A 22,942-nucleotide genomic window follows, 5' to 3' on the forward strand; every position below is an offset into this window, starting at 1 on the left:
AAAGAGTATCCCATAAAGCCTTTTTTATCATTAGGAAGATGGACGTGTTACAATATAAATGGCAATCAGCAATAATATAACCGCAACAAGTAAAGAAATCCACAAAGGAGGGTGTAGCATTACAAAAAAGGATAAAAATCCTCCTGTCATACTCATCATTGCAAAAACTTTAACGAATGGAGAGATTGCTTTTTTTTCTTCCCATCGCTTAATAGGGGGACCAAAAATACGATGATTATTCAACCATTGATGAAAACGTGGAGAAGAACGCGTAAAACACCATGAGGCAACCAATAAAAAAGGCACAGTTGGCATAATAGGTAATACGACACCGATAATACCTAATATAACCATCGCCCACCCTGCTATATAATAACAGATACGTAAAGGGTGCGATATCTTCAAATCTTTTTTCATTTTCTCGTACTATTTTCCTCTACGCAAAACCCTATACAAAAACATTGTATCTGTTTTTTTTCTGTTTACATGTCTGAGTGTACAATTACGCTCTATCCCTTCATGCGTAAGTGTCTTTGCTGTTATAAGTTCCTTGAAAATACCGAATAGCTTACACAATATTATAATCATTTTAAATGATTTCAAGAAATGAGAAAAAGTTTTAGAAAAAAATAAAAAGGCTGCAGAATAAATCAATGCAGCCTCTTAATTAAAATGCAGTGTTGGGGGGGAGAAAATCTACTGCATTCACCTGCTAGATATTAGGAGGAAAAATAATCTAGCACCCCAGACTCTAATTAAAATAAAAATGAGAAACAATATATAAAAATGCATGGCTGATATGCATGAATTTTAACACTTTCAAGTCTCTTGAACTGTGTTTCGACGAAAGAAAATCATCATGAAAATAGCCATAAAAATCAACGTCAAGATCAACACAATTGTGGAAGCAGAATCAGAGCCGATAAATAAGCTGAGATAAATCCCTAAAAAACCAGAAAAAGCTGCAACAAGTATCGCGATCATTAACATAAAAGAAAACCGCTTTGTGACAAGATAGGCAATTGCTCCTGGTGCTATCAGTAAAGAAATAACGAGCACGATGCCGACAGCTTTCAAAGCTGCAACAATTGTAAGAGAAATCATCGTTAGAAGGGTATAGTGGAGTAGAGATATTGGTAACCCCATTGCACGTCCTTGAACTGTGTCAAAAATATACAGCATAAAGTCGCGCCATTTTGCTGCTAAAATAAAAGTGACAACAGCAGAAATGATTGCCGTCTGCGTTATATCAAGCCAGTTAACACCCAAGAGATTACCAAATAGAATATGATTCAAATCTAAGCTACTATAAATAGACGTGGCTAAAACAAGCCCCAAACCAAACATTGAAGAAAAGACCACACCCATCACCGTGTCCTGTTTGATACGGCTATTGCTCCCTAAAAAACCCGTTAATAGTGCACACACCATTCCTGCAACAAAAGCACCGCAAGTAATCAAAGTCATTGTAATATTCTCTGGACGCATATGCTGAAACCAAGCAAATGGCAAAGAAGTTAAAAATGCGATTACCCATGGTGTTGTCATATAACCAACAACAACACCTGGAAAAACTGCATGAGAAATGGCATCGCCTAACAGCGCCCATCCTTTCAAAATAAGAAAACAGGAAAGCATCGCCATGGGAATAGAAAGAATCATGACAATAAGCATACCCTTAAGCATAAAAGAAAACTGAAATGGAAGCAGTAATTGATCAATCATGATAATATTACACCCTTTTTTGCCGCATTTATGCGTAAGCGCGCAGCAATAAACCCATGTTTAGGAGCAAAAATAAAAGCCAAAACAAATAAAGATGCTTGAAAAAGCACTACAACCCCCCCCGTTTGTGCATTCAAAAAATAACTCACATAAACACCCAAGACACTTGTGAAGGTTCCAATTACAACTGCAATAACCAAGATGTTCACGAAACGATCACTTAAAAGATAGGCCGTTGCCCCAGGTGTCACAACAAGACAAATGACTAAGAATGCTCCAACGGTTTGCATCGCAGCAACAGTACAAGCGGCAAGCAATGTGAAAAAGAGAATCTTTAAAAATTTTACGTTTAATCCAATGGCATGCGCATGCGTTTCATCAAATAATGACACAAGAAGATCTTTCCATTTCAAAAGCAATATAAGCAACGAAACAAAGCCGATAAAAGCCAATTGTAGAATATCTGTTGAACTCACTGCTAAAATATTTCCCAAAACAATCGTATCAATATTAACAGCCATTGGTTTTAATGATTTGAGAAACAACCCAAAGGCAAAAAAGGAAGAAAAAATGAGCCCAATAATGGTATCTTCTTTAAGCTTTGTCCGGTGGTTAAAAAAGAGCATTGCTGCTGCTGCAAGACCACCAGAAAAAAAAGCGCCGAGTGAAAAAGGTAACCCTAAAAGGTAAGCTCCTGCTACACCAGGAACAATCGAATGGGAAAGTGCATCACCAATCAATGACCAACCTTTTAACATCAAAAAAGCTGAAAGAAAGGCACAAACACACCCAACTAACCCAGAAACCCACATTGCATTCACCATATATTGATAGCTCAGTGGCTCAAGCAACCAAGAAATCATGCAACGTGCTCCACTCTTTCAATATCTTCACAAACGCTAGACTGCTTTCTTCCCATGAAAACATCATTTTTTTTTGTGGTTTGAAGATCAAAAATATGGTGATGCAAAGACCCTCCAAAAGTTTTCTCCAGATTTTCCTTTGTAAAGATTTTTTCTGTTAACCCAGAAGCTAAAACAGTCCCTTTTATTAAAACTGTATGATCACAAAATTCGCGAACAGAACCCAAATTGTGAGTTGAAACCAAGATCACTGCTCCTTCTTTACGGAGATCTTGTAACAAAGCAATGATTTTATCTTCTGTTGTAACGTCAACCCCTGTAAACGGCTCATCTAATAAAATAGCTTTTGCTTTCTGTGCAAGCGCGCGCGCTAGGAAAACACGCTTTTTCTGTCCACCAGAAAGTTCTCCAATTTGGCGCTTGGCAAAAGCCAACATATCAACGCGTTCTAAGGCAATACGAACGGCCTCATAATCTTGTGTACGGGCATAGCGAAAGAAATTCATATGACCGTACCGCCCCATCAATACAACATCTTCAACCAAGACAGGAAAATTCCAATCAACATCTTCACTTTGAGGAACATAAGCAATAAGATTTTTTTTCAAAGCTACATCAACGGGCAAATCAAACATACGAATTTTTCCCTTTGAGGGGCGTACAAACCCCATAATCGCTTTAAATAACGTTGACTTACCGGATCCATTAACACCAACCAATGCCGTAATAGAACCCTTTGGACTTTCAAAATTCACTTCGCGTAAAGCTGTATGTCCATTACGATATGTTACCGTTACTCCTTGGGCAAAAATTCCACATTCCGTCATTGGTTTTTTACTCCCTCTACTAAAGCATTGCTAATACGCCCACTCGTGACACGTAATAAATCAATATAAGTGGGTACCTCACCATTTTTCTCACTTAAAGAATCAACATAAAGAACACCACCGTATTTAGCTCCTGTTTCTCTGGCAACCTGCTTAGCAGGCGCAGGGGAAATAGTGCTTTCAGAAAAAACTGCATGAATATTGTATTTGCGAACCATATCAATAACATGCTTGACCTGCTGTGGTGTTCCTTGTTGGTCAGCATTGATGGGCCATAAATAAAGTTCTTTTAGATCAAAATCACGCGCCAAATAGCTAAAAGCCCCCTCACTAGTCACAAGCCAACGTTTATCTTGCGGTACAGCTTCTAATTCAGCCCTAATTGGATCAATCGTTGCACGAATTTTCTGTTTATAAATTTCAGCATTCTGTTTATAAATTTCAGCATGTTCAGGATCATATTTTACAAAAGCATCGCGAATATTATCAACGTAAATCAAAGCAGAGGTCGGTGACATCCACGCATGAGGATTGGGTTTACCGCTAAAGGGGCCCTCACCAATTTTAATGGGTACAATACCTTTTGAAACAACAACACTTGGAACATCCTTGATATTTTGAAAAAACTTTTCAAACCAAAGCTCTAACTCTAAACCATTCCACAATACAAGGTTAGCTCCCTGAGCACGCATAAGATCGCGTGGGGTGGGTTGGTATTCATGAATTTCCGCACCTGGTTTTGTAATGGATTCAACATCAGCGGCATCACCTGCTACATTGCGTGCCATATCAGCAATGATAGTGAATGTCGTAACAGCTTTAAATTTACCAGCACACAAAGCAAAATTGGGTGTAAAAAAAATAACACTTCCAAAAACTATGGTGAAAAACGTTCTTACGTTCATTGATTCTCTCTTTCCTTTATATGCCTTCTTTTTATTGCAAATAATTTGCATTATCATTTAGCAATAGCAGTTATCTTTTACATTTGCAATGAAGGATTAAGAGAAAAAATAACTTTTCAAGATGTTTAAAAACAGTTTTTTCATATTGAAAAAACTGATGATTTAAGCAGCTTGTTTTGGTAATAAGATCCCCTTTCAAGAAGCTCTATAGCTCTTGAGTGCTAAACAAAAAGGGAGTACTCAAACAAGCTCCCACTTCATGTAAAATATCTCATAAAAAATGAGAATACTCAGTAGCGCAAATATGCACCTGTCATTTTGGTAACATTATCCACGATTTTTGAGGCAAGCTTTTCTAAATCTTCATCTGTTAGAGTCCGTTCTATGGGCTGAATAGTTACTTCAATTGCGACAGATTTTTTATCTTCACCAAAGCTTAAATCTTCAAAAATATCAAAAACCTGCACTGAATGAATAAGTTTTTTATCAGCTCCACCTGCCGCACGAATAATAAGAGAAGAGGCAACAGTTTTATCCGCTATAAAGGCAAAATCACGCCGCACCATTTGAAAAGGTGAGAGTTTCAAAGGAGGACGGCTTTTGGTCGTTTTTTTCTTTGATTCTGGAATTCGATCTAGAAAAATTTCAAAGCCGCATAAAGGGCCACTGACATCTAACTTTTCTAATGTAGCAGGATGAAAAACACCAAAAAAACCAAGAATAATCTTTGATCCAAGTTTTATGACACCTGAACGACCAGGATGATACCAATCCGGTGCTCCAACTTCAATCTGCACTTTCCCAACATCCATATCGCATGCTTCTAAAATAGCTAAAGCATCTGCTTTGGCATCAAAAACATCAACGACGGTTGCATTTCCATTCCAAAAACGCCCAGCCCCTTTAAATTGCTCTGTTCCGCGACGAATTCCACTAACAACACGGTGTTGTTTATCAGGGGTGTCGCCCTCATAAATACTTGAAACTTCAAACAAAGCAAGATCGGAAAAACCACGATCAGCATTTCTTTGTGCCGCCATAATCAAGCCAGGTAAAAGGGAAGGACGCATCATTGACATATCAGCAGCAATAGGATTAACTAATTTAAGCTCTTCTTGACCTCCTCCAAAAGCAAGAGCTTGATTTTCAGAAATAAAAGACCATGTCACCGCTTCTTTCATACCACGTTGCACTAGAGCCAAACGTGTAGCACGTGAACGAATTTGTGCGCATGTTAAAATTTGATCTTTTCCTTCTGCAAAGTTTTCCAAAGGAATAGGTTTAATTTTATCTAACCCATAAATTCTCATAACCTCTTCCACCAAATCGGCTTTACCCATAATATCAGGGCGCCATGATGGTACTTTTACCGTAACGACTTCTCCTTTTCCTTCAACAAAAAATCCAAGTTTTGTTAAAATAGAGATGACTTTTTCAGGTTCTATTTCCAAATTTGTTAAACGTTTAATTTCAGAAAAAGGAAAAGCGATCTGTTTGATTTCTTGTTGCTGATAGCCAACGATCTTCTTTTTAGATACTTCACCACCACAAAGACGTAAGACCAATTCTGTTGCAATCTCAAGTCCTGTTTCTATAAAAGCCGGGTCAACACCTCGTTCAAATCGATAACGTGCATCACTAATAAGACCTAATGCTCTTCCTGTTTGTGCAATGCTTCGCGCATCCCAAAGCGCCGATTCAATAATAATGCGATGTGTTGTTTCATCACAACTCGTTCTTTCACCGCCCATGATACCGGCAATCGAAACAACCCCCTCGTCATCTGCAATGACACAATTCTTAGGGCCCAGATGATAGATTTTTCCGTTCAGTGCTTGAAGCTGCTCTCCTTCACGCGCGCAACGTACACACAAATTACCTTTAATTTTATCTGCATCAAAAACATGGAGCGGACGACCAAGGTCAAAACTGATGTAATTGGTCATATCAACAAGCGCATTAATCGGTCTCAGACCAATTGCATTCAAACGCTGTTGCATCCACTGTGGTGATGCACCATTTTGAACATTGCGCACTTCACGCCAAGCAAAACCTAAACATAATGATGAATCTTGCGAAAAATCTAATGAAACATCGAGAGGTGTTTCAAAGGAAGGATCAAATTTTGACAAGGATAATTCTTTTAATTTTCCCATTCCAGCGGCAGCAAGATCACGTGCAATACCACGAACACCTGTGCAATCGGAACGATTAGGGGTCAAACCAATATCAATAACCGGATCATCTAAACCAGCATAAGCTGCAAATGAACCTCCAATAGGTGCATCTTCTGGAAGTTCAATAATCCCATCATGCTCATTTGATAATTCAAGCTCCGCTTGTGAACACATCATCCCAAAACTTTCAACACCTCGGATTTTTCCTACAGATAATGTTACATCAAGTCCTAGAATATAAGTGCCTGGTAGTGCCAGCACACCAACAAGACCTGCGCGTGCATTTGGTGCTCCACAGACAACTTGAACAGGTGTGGAAGTCCCTGTATCGACTGATAAAATTTGAAGTTTATCTGCATCAGGATGCTTTATTGCTGTTAAAACTTTTGCAATCACAAAACCTTTTAAAGAAGACCGATCATCAACGTAATCAACCTCAAGACCTATAGCGGTTAATTTTTCACAAATTTCATTCAAAGATGCATTTGTTTCTAAGTGATCTTTTAACCAGGACAATGTAAACTTCATTTTAAAACCTCACATGAAAGCGATGACTAAGATCACACATTTCTATTAGGAAAAAAAGCAGGCATATCAAAGCAACGAAAGCCATAATGGTCTAACCAACGCAGGTCAGCATCAAAAAAAGCCCGCAAATCAGGCATACCGTATTTCAACATGGCAATACGATCAATGCCCATGCCCCATGCAAAACCTTGATATTCATCTGGATCTAAACCAACATTTTTCAACACCTGGGGATGCACCATTCCGCATCCTAAAATTTCCAACCAATCCTGCCCTTCTCCGAACTTTACTTCTGAACCAGAACGATCACATTGAATATCTACCTCCATAGATGGTTCGGTAAAAGGGAAAAAAGAGGGACGAAAACGCATTTTTACAGAGGGAACTTCAAAAAATGCTTTACAAAAAGTTTCATGCAGCCACATCATATGTGCAATGGTGGAGGTTTTATCAATGACAAGACCCTCGACCTGATGGAACATGGGAGAATGTGTTGCATCCGAATCCATGCGGTAAGTTTTTCCAGGAATAATGATTCGTATCGGTGCTTTTTGTTTTTCTAGTGTGCGAATTTGTACGGGTGATGTATGGGTTCGCAATAATTTTCGTTCTCCCATTTTATCAACATCAAAAAAGAAGGTATCATGCATTTCACGCGCTGGATGCCCTTCAGGAAAATTCAATGCTGTAAAATTATAATAATCTGTTTCAATATCAGGTCCCTCTGCAAGAGAAAAACCCAACTTTGTATAAATGGCAATAATTTCCTCAATCACTTGTGAAATAGGATGAATGCGTCCCCGTTCTATAGGTGAAGAGCGAACAGGCAAGGTAACATCAACTGTTTCACGAGAAAGACGGACATCCATTGCCTGTCTTTTCAGAAGATCACGCTTTTGTGCCCATAATTCTAAAATGCGATTTTTTAATCCATTAAGAACTGGTCCAACTTTATGGCGCTCGCCAGCATCCATTTTTCCTAATTCTTTTAATTTTTCAGAGATACTACCTTTTTTACCCAATGCTGCAATACGCACTTCTTCAAGTGCTTGTTCATCACCTGCTGCCTCTAAGGCTAAACAAATTTCTTGTTCCAGACGCTCAATATCATTCATATTTTTGCCTATTTTTTAATAAAGAAAAACCCGCACTCGCAATAGCCAGCACGGGACCTCGAATAAATGAATGCTTTAAGAGAACACGACTGGCTTATTTGACAGCGCCTTCGAAAGCATTAGGTGTCGTATCTTTTAAATATTCTAAAGCTTTTTTTGCCGAAGCAACTAAAGCAGAAAATGCTTCTGCCTCATGGATTGCTATATCTGAAAGAACCTTACGATCAACCTCAATACCGGCTTTTGATAAGCCATCAATAAAACGTCCATAAGTTAAACCTTCTGCGCGAACAGCCGCATTAATTCTCTGAATCCACAAAGCACGGAAAGTACGTTTCCTATTTTTGCGGTCACGATAAGCGTATTGCTTTGAACGATCAACCGCTGCTTTAGCTGCACGAATGGTATTTTTACGACGACCGTAAAAACCTTCAGCCTGTTTAAGAACTTTTTTGTGCTTAGCGTGTGCTGTCACACCTCTTTTCACACGAGCCATATTATAATCTCCTCAAAATCAAAAGCGTAAGGTTTAAATACCATTCGGCAAATAATGCTGAATGACTTTTTTAGCATCTTGTTCACACAAAACCATTGTTCCACGTGCATCGCGAATAAATTTATTCGAACGCTTAATCATGCCGTGGCGCTTACCGGCAGCTGCTACTTTAATTTTGCCTGACGCAGTGATTTTAAACCGCTTTTTAGCGGATGATTTGGTCTTCATCTTGGGCATTTTGCTACTCCGTACATTAATTTATTCAATCAAACATTTTATTCACTCAAGCGGACCAACGCTTGAACAAGCATTCAAACAGCCACGGCATGCCCTGCCGGGCGGCTCTTAAAGACGTTTTCATAAGCTAGTATACACAAAATAGCAAGACCGTATTACAAAAAAATCGGCGCTCCATTGCCGTGAAGCTCAACCAAAGGTGCTGGAATTGCATTTGTTTTGATGGCTGCTTTACATAAATCGGCAATAATGCATTGCGTACATTGTGGTTTACGTGCTTGACAAATATAGCGACCATGTAAAATCAGCCAATGATGCGCATGGCGAATATAATGAACCGGTATAATCTTTAATAATTTTTTCTCAACAATTTCTGGTGTTTTTCCAGGCGCCAAACCAAGACGATTGCTTAAGCGAAAAATATGTGTATCTACTGCCAATGTAGGCTGACCAAAAGCAACATTCAAGACCACATTAGCCGTTTTGCGCCCCACTCCAGGAAGGGCCATGAGTGCTTCACGCGTATCGGGTACTTGACCGCCATAATAATCAATTAAACAGTTGCAAAGCGCATAAACATTACGTGCTTTTGCACGCCAAAGGCCAATTGAACGGATATGATTTGCTATTTCTTCTTCCCCTAATGCAACCATTTTTTCCGGTTGATCAGCAAGGCAAAATAATTCTTTTGTCGCTTTATTAACGCTTACATCTGTCGCTTGAGCCGAAAGCACAACGGCAACTAAAAGTGTAAAAGTATTTATGTAGTTAAGATCACTCTTAGGTGTTGGGCGTTGCACAGAAAAACGGCGAAATATTTCCGCAATTTCATCTTTATTATACAATATACTAGATAAATTTCGCACCTTTGATAATTTTATGTTACTTTGAGGCATTGAACTCTCTTAAATCTTCTCTCTTGAAGTTATCATTCACGCTCGCCATATGAGAGGAGTGCAGCGAACACTTTTATAGAGTTTGGTCCAGTAAAGCCGTTTTAAAGAGGATACTCATGAATGACACATGTGACGCCTTTCTCCAATCCTTTTCTTTTAGGGTTTGAAACCGTAGAAAAAATATTGCAACGTATCGGTAAAGCTGATGAGGCTTACCCAGCCTATAATATTGAACGTTTGCATAAAAGTGATGATGCAAATCATATCCGGATAACTTTGGCTGTTGCTGGATTTAAGATTAACCATCTTAATATTTTACTCGATGATAATCAATTGGTTATTCATGGTAAACAAACAGACAACCAAAATCATCAATATTTATATCGCGGTATAGCTGCGCGACAATTCCAGCGAACCTTTATTCTCGCGGAAGGGATGCATGTTACAAATGCAGAGTTGAAAAATGGTCTTTTATCGATTAATCTACATCAACCGAAATTAAAAAAAGAAATAAAACAGATTCCAATTGAAGTCAGTAGTAGTGAGTCATAAAAGTTAAGGCGTAAAGGAACAGTGAAATGGGAGAACACAAACAAAACTTGTCGTTTCAGAACACATCCTACTCTGATGCGGGACAGATTGCCTATTTAAAAAAGGTTTGTACAGATGATCTGGCTAAAAACTTTCCAGATCTTCCCCCTATGACTCCAGGCATTACCATATGGGCTCTCTTTGGTGAAACAGGTTATCCTATCATTTTATCCGATGAGCGTTCTATCGCCCTTGCTGGAGCCAATGAGCATGAACTACAAATTGTAACTCTGCACTAGATTACCTTACGAGAAAAAGCTGTACTCTTTATAAATTCTATCTGTTTTTTCGTAAAGGGTGTAATGTGAGTTATAATGAGATTAAGTATTGATTTATATTCATAATTAATTTTTTACAACTGGAATGAGAGTCCCAAATATCATAAGGTTCTCTCATTTGAGATCTTCTTATATTGAAACAATTAAAGTCACTTGCTTGATGTCATAAGCAGGGAGAGCCATGTGGATAAAAACACTTGAAGAAAGGAATAAAAATATCTCTTTTTAATTGTCTCAATTACCAAGGACGTTCACGATATGGGGATAAAAAAATGTATGATGGTGTCAGTTTTCTTCTTCATAAGTGTGAAGATGTCCCTTATAGATTTATATTATTCACGGGGGCTGTTATACCATTCATAGGCGCTATCGTGAAATGGGCTCGAGTGCAATGAGTATAAAGGCTATACAAGTGTATTTTGTTTGGTGTGTTTTGTTCTTCCTGAGGGGAGTAGCTCTATTGAAGAGTGTAAAAACAAAAGCATGAGATAATGCGTCATTATTATTTAAAAGATATTTTTATGAATGCGTTTGAAAGGTGTAAAGCTGAATTATAAGGAGATGATAGATTTTTATCACGATTTCTTTATATTTTTTCCAATTCCAGAAATTACGCAAACAGATAGATGCAATATACTAACCAAATCTGGCATACAAAAATCTGGAACAGTTCGTGTCATACTGAAGCGTTTTGATATTTGTCTCAAACGTGGACTCGCACAGGGATTAGATGTTGATTAACAGGTAATAAAAAACAAAGGCTTTATGAAAAAGTTTATGCAGAGCTTTTAATTTTGTGCTTCAAATGCCGCAGTACAAGGTATTTTTCTCTTTTGAATATTAAAGCTCTTGTTTTTATAATGAAGTTACAGCACAACAAGCAAAATGGAATTATTTGAGGGGAAAAAAATAATGCCTTCTTACCGTTCAAGGATATCGACCCACGGGCGTAATATGGCAGGAGCCCGCGGACTTTGGCGTGCAACAGGGATGAAAGATACTGATTTTGGTAAACCCATTATTGCGATTGCGAATTCTTTTACACAATTTGTACCAGGGCATGTCCATTTAAAAGATCTTGGGCAATTAGTCGCACAACAGATAGCAGTTGCCGGTGGTGTTGCGAAAGAATTTAATACCATTGCTGTAGATGATGGAATTGCGATGGGGCACGATGGAATGCTCTATTCGTTGCCCTCACGTGAAATCATTGCTGATTCTGTAGAGTATATGGTTAATGCACATTGTGCAGATGCACTTGTTTGTATTTCTAATTGTGACAAAATTACGCCTGGTATGTTAATGGCTGCTTTACGGTTGAATATTCCGACAATCTTTGTTTCAGGTGGTCCTATGGAAGCAGGTAAGATTAAATGGAAGGATCAAGATCTAACGGTTGATTTGGTCGATGCCATGGTTGCAGCAGCTTCAGAACAAAATTCAGAAGAAGAAGTTGCTGAAATGGAGCGTGCTGCTTGTCCTACATGTGGTTCTTGTTCAGGAATGTTTACGGCCAATTCTATGAATTGCTTAACGGAAGCATTGGGGCTTTCTCTTCCCGGAAATGGATCAATGTTAGCAACACATGCAGATCGACGAATGCTTTTTGAAGAAGCTGGAAAACAGATTGTTGCATTGGTTAAACGTTATTATGAAGAAGATGATGAAACAGTTTTGCCGCGCTCTATTGCTTCACGCAAGGCTTTTGAAAATGCAATGACCGTTGATATTGCCATGGGGGGATCAACCAATACAGTACTGCATCTTTTAGCTGCAGCGCAAGAAGGTGAGGTGGATTTTACCATGACGGATATTGATCATCTTTCACGTTGTGTTCCTGTTTTATGTAAGGTTGCTCCTGCTGTTGCAAATGTACATATGGAAGATGTTCATCGCGCTGGTGGTATTATGGGGCTTTTAGGTGAACTGGATGCGGCAGGACTCATTGATACATCAACTTATACGGTTCACGCAAAAACAATGAAAGAAGCTCTTTACCGCTGGGATGTAAAGCAAACTAATGAGCCAACAGTTCATGCATTTTATCGTGCCGCTCCAGGTGGTATTCCAACACAGACAGCTTTTAGTCAATCTTGTCGCTATGAGACCCTTGACCTTGATCGTGAAAAAGGTGTGATTCGCGATAGGGAACACGCATATTCACAAGATGGGGGATTGGCAGTTCTTTATGGAAATCTTGCAAAAGATGGCTGCATTGTAAAAACAGCAGGCGTTGATCAATCAATTTTAACTTTTAAAGGTCCGGCAAGAATTTTTGAAAGCCAAGATTCAGCTGTTTCAGCTATATTAACTGATAAGATTAAAACAGGTGAAATTGTTTTAATCCGTTATGAAGGCCCACGTGGTGGACCTGGAATGCAAGAAATGCTTTATCCAACGAGTTATCTCAAATCTAAAGGATTAGGCAAGGTTTGTGCACTTGTTACAGATGGACGTTTTTCAGGGGGAAGTTCAGGGCTCTCAATAGGACATATTTCACCAGAAGCTGCTGAAGGAGGAGAAATTGCGTTGGTGGAAGAGGGGGATATCATAGAAATTGATATTCCAAATCGTAGAATTCATATGTTGGTGGATGACGTTGAGATGAAGCAGCGCCGTTCTAAGATGGAAGCAAAAGGAAAAGGCGCTTGGCAACCGATTGAGAAGCGTCAGCGTAAAGTTTCAAAGGCTCTCAAAGCCTATGCAGCGATGACCACATCTGCTGCAAAGGGTGCAGTACGTAATATTTGATGAGTTGAATAGAGATAGTGCTCTGATTTTTTGCATCTTTTGCACGATATTCTAAGCTAATTATTTTATGAGTTTATGAACTTATCAGAATATTTCGAGTCATGATGAGTATGATTAAAAAGCTATCAATACAACTAAAAACTGCGGTAGATTGCTTATTTTAGCAGCTATGTAAGACAGATACAGTATAATTACTTTTCATATCATATTCCAATCTTATATGAGATTATGATTTCTTATTACTCATAATTTATGAAAGATATTTATTGTACTGGTGGCATTATCTTGTTGTACCGTAAAAACACTGTCATTTAGAGCTGTGATATACGGCATCTTCCTTAAATATTAAGTGTGTTTTTAGTGTGTGGTGAATATTCTTAGACTTGTTTGTAAAGCTTTGAGTTTAAGAGAAGCACATGATTAGGAAGTCAAGGAAAATCCGTTAGAAGCTGGACTATTTGCAGACTTGATTCGAATGAAAATTCTTATCCATTAAGGTGTGGGAAGGAGTTGAAGGATGTTTATGAAAATAAAGTACAGCTGTGATATATCTGATTATATGTTTCATATGAAAACAGTAAAAGAGCTCTTTATAACTTAAAATGTGAAGAAAATACGAGACCCATTATCCATGAATTTATTATACAAAATGGGATGGTATTCCAACACTGACAGTTTTAAACTAAAAATATTGCTATGATAACAATAATATTGATCGTGAAAAAGCACAATTCATTAAATATGGCGTATTTGCAAGGTGGAGGAGATTTCATGACAATCTTTACAAAAAACGACTATCTTGTAAAAATAGCCGATCTTGACCAATTTTTTGTATAAGAGCCAATATTAATCTAAGGGAATATGAAATATAATGCATAGGGTTTTGCCTATAGGCAATTACACTTATCAAAATATATTATGTAGAAAAGCGATGGGAATACGATAAATAACTGTTTATGCTGTGGTATATCAAAAATGGTTACGTTATCTCCTATTAAGAAGGTTTTTTAATAAAAAATAACATCTGTTTTCTATAAAGGGTTACTCTTTTCAAGCTGTTTGAGGTGGTAAATTGCTTCTAAAGCTTGTTTAGGAGAGAGTTCATCGGGATGGATATTTTTTAAAGCTTCGTGAAGAACACAATGTTTGTTTCTTTCTTCATTGACGGGAGATGTTGCTTTAAGAGAAAAGAGAGGTAAATCATCAATGAGTTTATGTCCTTTTCCAGCCATTTCGCCTTGTTCTAATTGATGGAGTACATCTGTTGCTCGTGTAATAACGGCTGGGGGAAGTCCAGCAAGCTTTGCGACTTGTACACCATAGGAACGGTCAGCGGCTCCTGGTGTGACCTCATGAAGAAAAACTACATCACCATCCCAATTTTTGACTTTCATGGTTACATTATGCAGTCTGTCAAGTTTTTCGGTAAGTGCAGTCATTTCATGAAAATGGGTAGCAAGAATAGCACGACAATGGTTAACTTCATGGAGATATTCAACAGCAGCCCAAGCAATAGAAAGTCCATCAAAGGTTGATGTTCCACGTCCTATTTCATCAAGAATAACAAGGGAATGGTGGCTAGCATGATTGAGAATCGTTGCTGTTTCAACCATTTCCATCATAAAGGTTGAGCGCCCTCGTGCAAGATCATCGGAAGCCCCAACGCGACTAAATAGGCGATCAACGACACCAATATGTGCTGAAGTTGCTGGAACGAAGGACCCCATTTGCGCCATAATAGCAATAAGAGCATTTTGCCGCAAAAAAGTTGATTTTCCTCCCATATTAGGCCCTGTCAACAGCCAGATTGCTGCATATTGCTGATTTTCTTGCACAGAGAGATCACAATTATTGGCAATAAAAGGTTCTGCTGCTTGTTTGCGGAGTGCTTGCTCGACGACAGGATGGCGTCCTGCTGTAATGCGAAAGGTAAGTGAAAGATCAATTTTAGGGCGGCAATATCCTTGTTCTTCAGCAAGATATGCTAAAGCGACAGAGACATCTAAAATAGCAAGTGCTTCAGAGGCTTTACGAATAAAATCAACTTGTTCGGTAATTTCATGAACGAGAATATCAAAAATCTCTAGTTCAAGTGTCAATGCGTGATTGGCAGCATGGGCAATACGGCTTTCAAGGTCAGCAAGCTCTGTTGTCGTAAAACGCATAGCGTTTGCCATTGTTTGCCGATGAATAAAACTTGCTTTAGCTTCTGGATTATTTGTAAGAGCAGATGCTTGTGTACTGGTTACTTCAATGAAATAACCTAGAATATTATTATGCTTTATTTTAAGCGTCTTAATATCTGTTTTTTGGGCATATTGCGCTTGAAGTTCAGCAATGACACGGCGAGATTCATCACGTAAAGCACGCATTTCATCGAGCTCTTTATGATAATTGGAACGAATAAAACCACCATCACGTTTAAGGAGTGGGAGATCATCAGCTAATGCTTGTTCTAAATGAAAGTATAACGCTGTGGGTAAGTTTGAGAACACCTGTTGTACATCACTTATTTCTTGAGGCAGAAGCTCATTATCAAGAAGTTGATGCAATTCACGAATGATTTCAAAGCCACGCTGGATTGTCGCCATATCACGGGGACCTCCTCGTCCAAGAGCCAAACGTGAAACGGCGCGGGGCATATCTGGTCCCCCCTTTAAAATAAGCTTTATCGCTTCTGCAAGAGAAGGATTACGTAGAAAAAAATCGATAGAATCCAAACGCGTATCAATAGCTGAAGGAGTGGTGAGGGGAGCAATAAGGCGGTCAATAAGAAGGCGTGATCCTCCTCCTGTTACAGTGCGATCAATAGCTTTTAATAAACTTCCATCCCGTTGACCTGATGTCGTTCGAATAAGTTCAAGGCTTAGTCTGGTTGCAGCATCAATAAAAAGAGTTGCACTTTCATTTTGGCGCTCAGGCTGCATGAGGGGAGGGCGATGCGTGATTTGTGTTTTTTCGATATAACGAATAGCAGCTACAATTGCAGAGAGTTCACAGCGTGAATAATCGGCAACGCCTTCAAGAGTTGAGAGTTTAAAATAATTGCAAATATCGCGTTCAGCGGTGAGTGCATCAAAGAGACAAGCAGGTTGAGGTGAAACGATACGATCAAGAACACTAAAAAGTGACTTGTGAGATTTATCATGAAAAAATGAATCAGAAACAATGATTTCTTGTGGATCCACACGCATAATATCTGCTAAAAGTTTTTCTTGGCGGCTCTCTGTTACACGAAATATGCCTGTTGAGATATCAATCCAAGAAAGAGCAAATTCCTCTCCATCGCTAGTTTTTATACGGGAAAGTGTCATCAAATAATTTGCGCGTGTTGGATCAAGGAGTTTTTCTTCTGTTATTGTTCCAGGTGTTACAAGACGAACAACATCACGCCGAACAACAGATTTTGAGCCACGTTTTTTTGCTTCAGCAGGATCTTCTATTTGTTCACAAACAGCAACTCGGTAACCACAAGCAATCAGTTTTTGTAAATAATCATCTGCAGCATGAACGGGAACACCACACATAGGAATATCTTGTCCTAAATGTTTTCCGCGTGCTGTGAGTGTGATTCCTAAAGCCTGAGCAGCTTCAATCGCATCATTAAAAAATAATTCATAAAAATCCCCCATTCGGTAAAAGAGAAGGGAATCATGATGGACGGCTTTGATTTCTATGTACTGCTCCATCATAGGTGTAAGACGTTCTTGAGAGGAAGCAGATGGGGAGGCAGGCTGTGGAATTAAATTATTTTTATGATTGTTTTTTTTATCCATTTGTACGAGGCCTGTTTCCTTTAAGTGAAGTTTTTACTCTTTTTTGTTTACTTCAATATCTATTTATCTCTAAATTGCAACGCATCATCAGATTTGCTAAGGCAAGAATAGCGATTTCTAATATATGAATCAAATTTAATGACTATACGCATTATCAAGCAAAATTTACACTGTTTTTGGAGAAAATAAAGTGAGATGAAAAAGAGCGAGCAGGATCAGAAAATGTCTCAAACTGTTTACAGTGCGAGCGAAAGAGAAGCTCTAGATTTTCATAGTCGTGGTCGACCAGGAAAGCTTGAGATTATTGCAACAAAGTCTATGGCAACACAGCATGATTTAGCACTTGCTTATTCACCAGGTGTTGCCGTTCCAGTTAAGGCAATTGCTCAAAATCCAGCGCTAGCTTATGATTATACAGCAAAAGGTAATCTTGTTGCTGTTATTTCAAATGGAACCGCTATTTTAGGGTTAGGCAATTTAGGTGCACTTGCCTCTAAGCCGGTCATGGAAGGCAAAGCAGTGCTGTTTAAGCGTTTTGCGGATATTGATTCCATTGATTTAGAAATTGATATAAATGATACGGAAAGTTTTATCAATTTGGTGCGTCATTTAGAACCTTCTTTTGGTGGAATCAATCTTGAAGACATTAAGGCACCTGAGTGCTTTATGATTGAAAGCCGCCTACGCGAGGTGATGAATATTCCTGTTTTTCACGATGATCAACATGGTACAGCGATTATTGTTGCTGCGGGTGTTCTCAATGCTTTGACTTTAACAGGGCGCGATATGCAAAATACGCGGTTAGTCTGTAATGGTGCTGGTTCTGCTGGGATTGCTTGTATTGAACTGATTAAAGCAATGGGCTTTCGTTCTGAAAATATCATATTATGTGATACAAAGGGTGTGGTCTATGAAGGTCGTAAAGAGGGAATGAATCAGTGGAAATCTGCGCATGCTATTCAAACGGATAAACGTACGCTTATGGAAGCAATGGAAGGAGCAGATATATTTTTCGGGGTTTCTGCTAAAGGTGCTCTTACCCCTGAAATGGTAAAATCCATGGCGCCGCAGCCGATCATTTTTGCTATGGCCAATCCCGATCCAGAAATTACACCGGAAGAGGTTATGCAAGTGCGTCATGATGCTATTGTTGCAACAGGGCGTTCCGATTATCCAAATCAGATTAATAATGTTCTCTGTTTTCCTTATATATTTCGTGGTGCGCTTGATGTGCGTGCAACAGTTATTAATGAAGACATGAAGATTGCTGCGGCAAGGGCTCTTGCCGATTTAGCGCATGAGGAAGTACCTGACAGCGTTGCAGAAGCTTATCGTGGAAAGCGATTAAAATTTGGTCCTAATTATATCATTCCCGTTCCTTTTGATCCGCGTTTGTTCACAGTTGTTTCAATAGCGGTAGCAAAAGCAGCAATGGAAAGCGGTGTTGCACAAAAGAACATAGATGATTTAGAGGCCTATGAGCGTGATTTAAATGCGAGGCGTGATCCTACTTCTTCGATAATGCGTGGGGTTTATAACCACGTTCGTCAAGCGCCAAAACAAATTGTTTTTGCAGAAGGTGAAGAAGAACAAGTTATGCGGGCAGCCGTTTCTTATGTTCATCAAAAATTAGGACAAGCGATTTTGGTTGGTCGGGAAGAGCAAATAAGAGAAGCAGCTGTTATCGCTGGAATTGATTTGGAGCGTGAAGGTATTTCTATTATAAATGCCAAGCTTTCTTGCCGTACAGATGCTTATGCGAATTATCTTTATAAAAAGATGCAGCGTCAAGGCTGGCTGTTGCGTGACTGTCATCGTCGTATCAATAATGATCGCAATTATTTTGCTGCGTGTATGGTGGCACTAGGAGATGCTGATGCAATGGTTACAGGGGTGACACGCAATTATGAAACAGCGTTGATCGATATACGTCGGGCAATTGATGAAAAACCAAAAGAACGATTGATTGGTATTTCAATGGCCATTTGCCGTGGCCGAACTGTGTTTATTGCCGATACAGCTGTTTATGAAAATCCTAATGCTGAAGAATTTGCTGATATAGCGGAACAAACAGCTTCGTTTGTACGTGGATTTGGGTATCAACCACGGGTAGCATTTTTAGCATTTTCTACGTTTGGCTACATGAAAGGGCAGACGACGCAGCAAATTCAGGATGCAATTAATATTTTGCACGAACGCAAGGTTGATTTTGAGTTTGATGGAGAAATAAGCGCTGATGTGGCGCTCAATTCCAAATTGATGCAGCAATATCCATTTATGGGATTAACGGAGCCTGCTAACATTTTGGTTATGCCTGGATATCACGCATCTTCCATTGCAAGCAAAATGTTACAAGAACTCGGTGAAGCAACTATCATTGGTCCTATTTTAATTGGATTGGAAAAATCTGTCCAAATTGTACCGTTTAGTGGGAGCGATACAGATGTTGTCAATATTGCAATGCTTGCGGCTTATCATGCCGCAAAAGTCGTCTAAAGGAAAAAAGCCCCTAATATACCAATAATATATCAAGGGGCTTTTTGATAGCAAAAAAATAAATTTTTTAAGAGGGCTGTATTTGATTGTCTTTTTGCTCTTCAGAAAGACGCTTTTGGAAGAGTGCTGCAAAATCAATAGGATCAATCCACAAAGGTGGAAAACCACCACTTTGAGTAGCATCAGATATAATTTGGCGAGCAAATGGAAATAAAAGACGGGGACATTCAATAAAGACCAGTGGCATAACATGTTCTTGTGGAATGTTTTTAAGGTGGAAAACACCACCGTAAATAAGTTCTACATGAAATAAGGTTTCAGTTTCATCATTGGCTTTGACGGAGAGAGACAAAACGACATCATAATTGTCATCACCAATTGGGTTAGCATTGACGTTAATATTGATATCAATTTGTGGTGATTTTTCACGTGCACGTAATGAACGAGGAGCACCAGGGTTTTCGAATGATAAATCTTTTAAATATTGAGTTAATACAGCAAAAACCGGCTCTCCACCACTGTTATTCATTTCATCTTCGGCCATACGACAAACCTCTTCCATTATAATATGTATATTTATTTTAGATCTAAAGACCAGATTGGTTATCACGCCTTGCAAAAGGTTGCAAGAAATGCGCTCTTTATCTTGAATATTTTTTTAGTTTGTTACAGATTTTTTAGGTATTTCAATGGTTATCATCATTTTTGCGCCATGGAGATTCTGTCGTATCATGAATTGTGTAATCTTCTGCTTTTAGATCAATTATTTTTTCAGAGTCATTTTTTCTTTTAGTATTGGGATTCATTTTGTTTTTTAATGATGCAAAGAAATGCCAAGCAACAGAGCGAATTGGTTTAATAAGAAGTAATATTCCCAAGAGGTCAGTTACAAAGCCGGGAAGAATAAGTAAAATTGCACTAAACATGATGAAAGCATCATTAATAATATTATTCTCTAATGTGCGTCCTTGGATAAGTTCATTTTGTATATTTTTTAAGAGGCTAATCCCTTGAATTCGCAATAAAACAACCCCAACTATGGTTGTGAGAATAAGCAAGCTCAAGGTTGCCAAAATACCAATTTCTTGACCAACAAAGATAAAACCAGCAATCTCGATTAAAAGAATGCAAAGAAAGATAACAACAAAAAAACGAGGATTTATAGAATAAAGTTTTATCACATGAAAGTTTCCTTCTAGATGAGTAGGGGGAGAAATTCTTAAGAGAACTCCGTTTAAATACAAAATCTATAAAAATATTTGAATGATAAGATTCCTTATTTTACATATTTATTGATAAATGGTATTGACTGCAATGTTTATTAGAGACTTAAGCTTTGGAGATTGACAGCGCCTATGGAATTTGACGTTATACTTGTCATAGCTCTTGTTGTTATGGTTGTTATTTTTGTGCAACTCCGTAATGTATTAGGGAAACGAATTGGGTTTGAAAAGCCACCCTTTGATCCTTATTCACGACGTTCTAAAAAACAAGTTGAAGCAGAAACGGCTGATAATATTGTTTCGTTCCCTCATCAGAAAAATTCACAAAAAGACGACTTTAGTGAAATTGATAAAATTTCACCGGAGGGGAGTGTTTTGAATAAAAATTTGCGGGAATTTCATAGAATTGATCCTCATTTTTCTCCTCAACTTTTTATAAAAGGTGCACAAATTGCGTATGAAATGATTGTAACAGCTTTTGCCAAAGGTGATCGCAATCAACTTAAAAGCTTGCTTTGTCAGGATGTTTTTGAGAGCTTTTGTATAGCTATTGAGCAACGAGAAAAAAATAAAGAAAGAATAGAATTCACTTTTGTTGGAATTAATAAGGCCGAATTTGTTGCGGCGGCAATACAAGAAAAAGATGAACTTTTAACGATACGTATTGTCAGTGAGATGATTTCTGTTACTTATAATGAACAGGGCGAGCGTATAGACGGTGATCCTGATGCTATTGTAGAAATCAGGGATATTTGGACTTTTGTTCGCAATAGTTTATCGTCAGATCCCAACTGGAAGCTTTTTGCTACAGAAAATGAAAATTAAAATACTTTTTGTTTTTCTTCCATAAGCATTCAATGATTTATGAGAAATTAAAATGTCCTCAAGTAAATGGAGACAAAAAAGAGATTTATTGGCTTCACAAGATCGTCTTTTATGGGAGATGGTTTGTCGTACGATAACACCGCTTCACGGTAAGATGCTCTCTTCTGCTTCAGAAACTATTGCAAATATTAATGATAAAAAACAGCCTGTAACTCAAATCTCCTCATTGTCTCAGGAAAATCAACAACCCTCGACAATTATTAAAAGAGAAAAGAGGTCAGTTACACAAGCACAAAAGATTCATTTTTTTGATCATGTTGCATATCGTAAAATTTCCCAAGGTCGTTGTCCTCTTGAGGCGCGTCTTGATCTCCATGGTTATATGCAGGAAGAAGCTTATTTTTTCTTAAAAAAATTTCTACAGTCCTCTCAGCAGAGAGGATTGCGTTATGTCCTTGTGATTACAGGAAAAGGACGATCCGTTGGGAGCGATGGAGCTTTGTATAGATTTGTTCCGTATTGGTTATCAACACCAGCTTTTCGATATTATGTCCACGCGTTTGAGCAAGCAGCGCGTCAGCATGGCGGAGAAGGTGCGCTTTATGTTTGGTTGCGCCGTTTTGTGTCGGGAGAAGGAAAGTGATGTTATTGTGGTCGCTCTAGATTTTATATTTATTTATACTTATAATTTATTGTTTTTGTATATTTCGTAAGAGCCTTGAATACAATATTCCCTTCTTTATAATTTTTTATAAAAAATTATAAAGATATTATTTTACATTCTACGTATTGCTTCACGCTTTTGTTTATCGCATTCTTTAACGGGGCACATCCCTCACGCAAAACAGAATGACATTGAATTGCATGTATTCACAGGCTTGTTTTAAAGAAATATCTCTCAACGCTCCCAAGCCTATTTTGCGACGGCATCCGTGAAGAGTATAATGATAAATCCATGAAGCACCCCCTATCTTTATACTTAATAAAAGGGCAATCTGGCATCATCATACACTTTGCCATCTCCCAATGTTGCAACAACCCTTTAAGTCCTTGGCACTTGAAAGCATTTATAAGAGGCATGCTTTTCTTTAAGTGTTTTTAACTCTCCACAGTTCTCATCTCGCTCGTGACGCCCAAACAAAAGATTTTGATTGATTCAATATAAGAGGACTTAAAATGAGAGAGATATAAATGGATCTCATTCAGGTTGCAAAGCGATAAATTATTTTTATA

Annotated in this window: 20 protein-coding genes and 1 pseudogene; 7 read left to right on the forward strand and 14 right to left on the reverse strand. The window is 38.3% G+C overall.

Annotation, left to right across the window (positions count from 1 at the left end; translation table 11 throughout):
- Positions 1 to 30: 30 nt before the first annotated feature.
- The 10 genes from ACFIM6_RS01800 to nth form a co-directional block, all read right to left on the reverse strand.
- A complete protein-coding gene (locus tag ACFIM6_RS01800; RefSeq protein ID WP_375611405.1) occupies positions 31 to 417 on the reverse strand; it encodes a YbaN family protein in 387 nt (128 codons plus the stop codon).
- Positions 418 to 819: 402 nt separating this feature from the next.
- On the reverse strand, positions 820 to 1,725 hold the full coding sequence (locus ACFIM6_RS01805) for a metal ABC transporter permease (protein WP_273790250.1): 906 nt from the start codon (positions 1,723 to 1,725) through the stop codon (positions 820 to 822).
- The gene (locus ACFIM6_RS01810) at positions 1,722 to 2,588 is read right to left on the reverse strand and encodes a metal ABC transporter permease (RefSeq protein ID WP_375611406.1); all 867 of its coding nucleotides are present in this window, start codon (positions 2,586 to 2,588) and stop codon (positions 1,722 to 1,724) included. The genes ACFIM6_RS01805 and ACFIM6_RS01810 overlap by 4 nt, the downstream gene beginning before the upstream one ends.
- On the reverse strand, positions 2,585 to 3,415 hold the full coding sequence (locus ACFIM6_RS01815) for a manganese/iron ABC transporter ATP-binding protein (RefSeq protein WP_375611407.1): 831 nt from the start codon (positions 3,413 to 3,415) through the stop codon (positions 2,585 to 2,587). Before ACFIM6_RS01815 ends, ACFIM6_RS01810 begins: the two co-directional genes overlap by 4 nt.
- Entirely contained in the window at positions 3,412 to 4,320 is a 909-nt protein-coding gene (locus ACFIM6_RS01820; protein ID WP_375611408.1) for a metal ABC transporter substrate-binding protein, read from the reverse strand. Before ACFIM6_RS01820 ends, ACFIM6_RS01815 begins: the two co-directional genes overlap by 4 nt.
- 290 nt (positions 4,321 to 4,610) lie before the next feature.
- The gene (gene pheT, locus ACFIM6_RS01825) at positions 4,611 to 7,025 is read right to left on the reverse strand and encodes a phenylalanine--tRNA ligase subunit beta (protein ID WP_375611409.1); all 2,415 of its coding nucleotides are present in this window, start codon (positions 7,023 to 7,025) and stop codon (positions 4,611 to 4,613) included.
- A gap of 32 nt (positions 7,026 to 7,057) precedes the next feature.
- Entirely contained in the window at positions 7,058 to 8,140 is a 1,083-nt protein-coding gene (gene pheS / locus ACFIM6_RS01830) for a phenylalanine--tRNA ligase subunit alpha (RefSeq protein ID WP_375611410.1), read from the reverse strand.
- Between the two features lie 94 nt (positions 8,141 to 8,234).
- The gene (gene rplT / locus ACFIM6_RS01835) at positions 8,235 to 8,636 is read right to left on the reverse strand and encodes a 50S ribosomal protein L20 (RefSeq protein ID WP_012754515.1); all 402 of its coding nucleotides are present in this window, start codon (positions 8,634 to 8,636) and stop codon (positions 8,235 to 8,237) included.
- Positions 8,637 to 8,669: 33 nt separating this feature from the next.
- Positions 8,670 to 8,873, reverse strand: coding sequence for a 50S ribosomal protein L35 (gene rpmI / locus ACFIM6_RS01840; RefSeq protein ID WP_183193590.1), 204 nt, complete (start codon positions 8,871 to 8,873; stop codon positions 8,670 to 8,672).
- Between the two features lie 155 nt (positions 8,874 to 9,028).
- Positions 9,029 to 9,769: an endonuclease III gene (gene nth / locus ACFIM6_RS01845; RefSeq protein WP_375611411.1), complete on the reverse strand. Its 741-nt coding sequence runs from the start codon at positions 9,767 to 9,769 to the stop codon at positions 9,029 to 9,031.
- 120 nt (positions 9,770 to 9,889) lie between these two features.
- Here nth and ACFIM6_RS01850 point away from each other — a divergent pair, with 120 nt between their 5' ends.
- The 4 genes from ACFIM6_RS01850 to ilvD all read left to right on the forward strand — a co-directional run bounded on the left by ACFIM6_RS01850 (position 9,890) and on the right by ilvD (position 13,389).
- The gene (locus tag ACFIM6_RS01850; RefSeq protein WP_375611412.1) at positions 9,890 to 10,321 is read left to right on the forward strand and encodes an Hsp20 family protein; all 432 of its coding nucleotides are present in this window, start codon (positions 9,890 to 9,892) and stop codon (positions 10,319 to 10,321) included.
- Positions 10,322 to 10,347: 26 nt separating this feature from the next.
- Positions 10,348 to 10,599: a DUF1150 domain-containing protein gene (locus ACFIM6_RS01855; RefSeq protein WP_012754519.1), complete on the forward strand. Its 252-nt coding sequence runs from the start codon at positions 10,348 to 10,350 to the stop codon at positions 10,597 to 10,599.
- A gap of 600 nt (positions 10,600 to 11,199) precedes the next feature.
- Positions 11,200 to 11,379, forward strand: a complete 180-nt coding sequence (locus tag ACFIM6_RS01860; RefSeq protein ID WP_375611413.1) for a hypothetical protein — start codon at positions 11,200 to 11,202, stop codon at positions 11,377 to 11,379.
- 171 nt (positions 11,380 to 11,550) lie between these two features.
- A complete protein-coding gene (ilvD, locus tag ACFIM6_RS01865; RefSeq protein WP_375611414.1) occupies positions 11,551 to 13,389 on the forward strand; it encodes a dihydroxy-acid dehydratase in 1,839 nt (612 codons plus the stop codon).
- 1,031 nt (positions 13,390 to 14,420) lie between these two features.
- On the opposite strand, the gene mutS is transcribed toward ilvD, so the two are convergent.
- Positions 14,421 to 17,165 (reverse strand): DNA mismatch repair protein MutS, encoded by a 2,745-nt coding sequence (mutS, locus tag ACFIM6_RS01870; RefSeq protein ID WP_375611415.1) that lies wholly within the window; start codon positions 17,163 to 17,165, stop codon positions 14,421 to 14,423.
- A 195-nt stretch (positions 17,166 to 17,360) separates the two neighbouring features.
- Here mutS and ACFIM6_RS01875 point away from each other — a divergent pair, with 195 nt between their 5' ends.
- The gene (locus tag ACFIM6_RS01875; protein WP_375611416.1) at positions 17,361 to 19,661 is read left to right on the forward strand and encodes an NADP-dependent malic enzyme; all 2,301 of its coding nucleotides are present in this window, start codon (positions 17,361 to 17,363) and stop codon (positions 19,659 to 19,661) included.
- A gap of 67 nt (positions 19,662 to 19,728) precedes the next feature.
- Here the strand turns inward: ACFIM6_RS01875 and secB are convergent, their stop codons facing one another.
- Complete coding sequence (secB, locus tag ACFIM6_RS01880; RefSeq protein WP_375611417.1) at positions 19,729 to 20,205, reverse strand: protein-export chaperone SecB; 477 nt, start codon at positions 20,203 to 20,205, stop codon at positions 19,729 to 19,731.
- 142 nt (positions 20,206 to 20,347) lie between these two features.
- Complete coding sequence (locus tag ACFIM6_RS01885; protein ID WP_375611418.1) at positions 20,348 to 20,842, reverse strand: FxsA family protein; 495 nt, start codon at positions 20,840 to 20,842, stop codon at positions 20,348 to 20,350.
- Between the two features lie 174 nt (positions 20,843 to 21,016).
- Between ACFIM6_RS01885 and ACFIM6_RS01890 the strand changes: the two genes are divergently transcribed.
- Complete coding sequence (locus ACFIM6_RS01890; protein WP_375611419.1) at positions 21,017 to 21,709, forward strand: Tim44/TimA family putative adaptor protein; 693 nt, start codon at positions 21,017 to 21,019, stop codon at positions 21,707 to 21,709.
- A 52-nt stretch (positions 21,710 to 21,761) separates the two neighbouring features.
- Positions 21,762 to 22,352, forward strand: coding sequence for a Smr/MutS family protein (locus ACFIM6_RS01895; RefSeq protein WP_375611420.1), 591 nt, complete (start codon positions 21,762 to 21,764; stop codon positions 22,350 to 22,352).
- Positions 22,353 to 22,487: 135 nt separating this feature from the next.
- On the opposite strand, the pseudogene ACFIM6_RS01900 reads toward ACFIM6_RS01895, so the two are convergent.
- A pseudogene (locus ACFIM6_RS01900) lies at positions 22,488 to 22,736 on the reverse strand (Arm DNA-binding domain-containing protein); the annotation flags it as partial.
- Positions 22,737 to 22,942 lie beyond the last annotated feature (206 nt).

Origin of the sequence: Bartonella sp. AA9NXGY, from assembly GCF_042196845.1 — a bacterium.
GTDB lineage: Bacteria > Pseudomonadota > Alphaproteobacteria > Rhizobiales > Rhizobiaceae > Bartonella.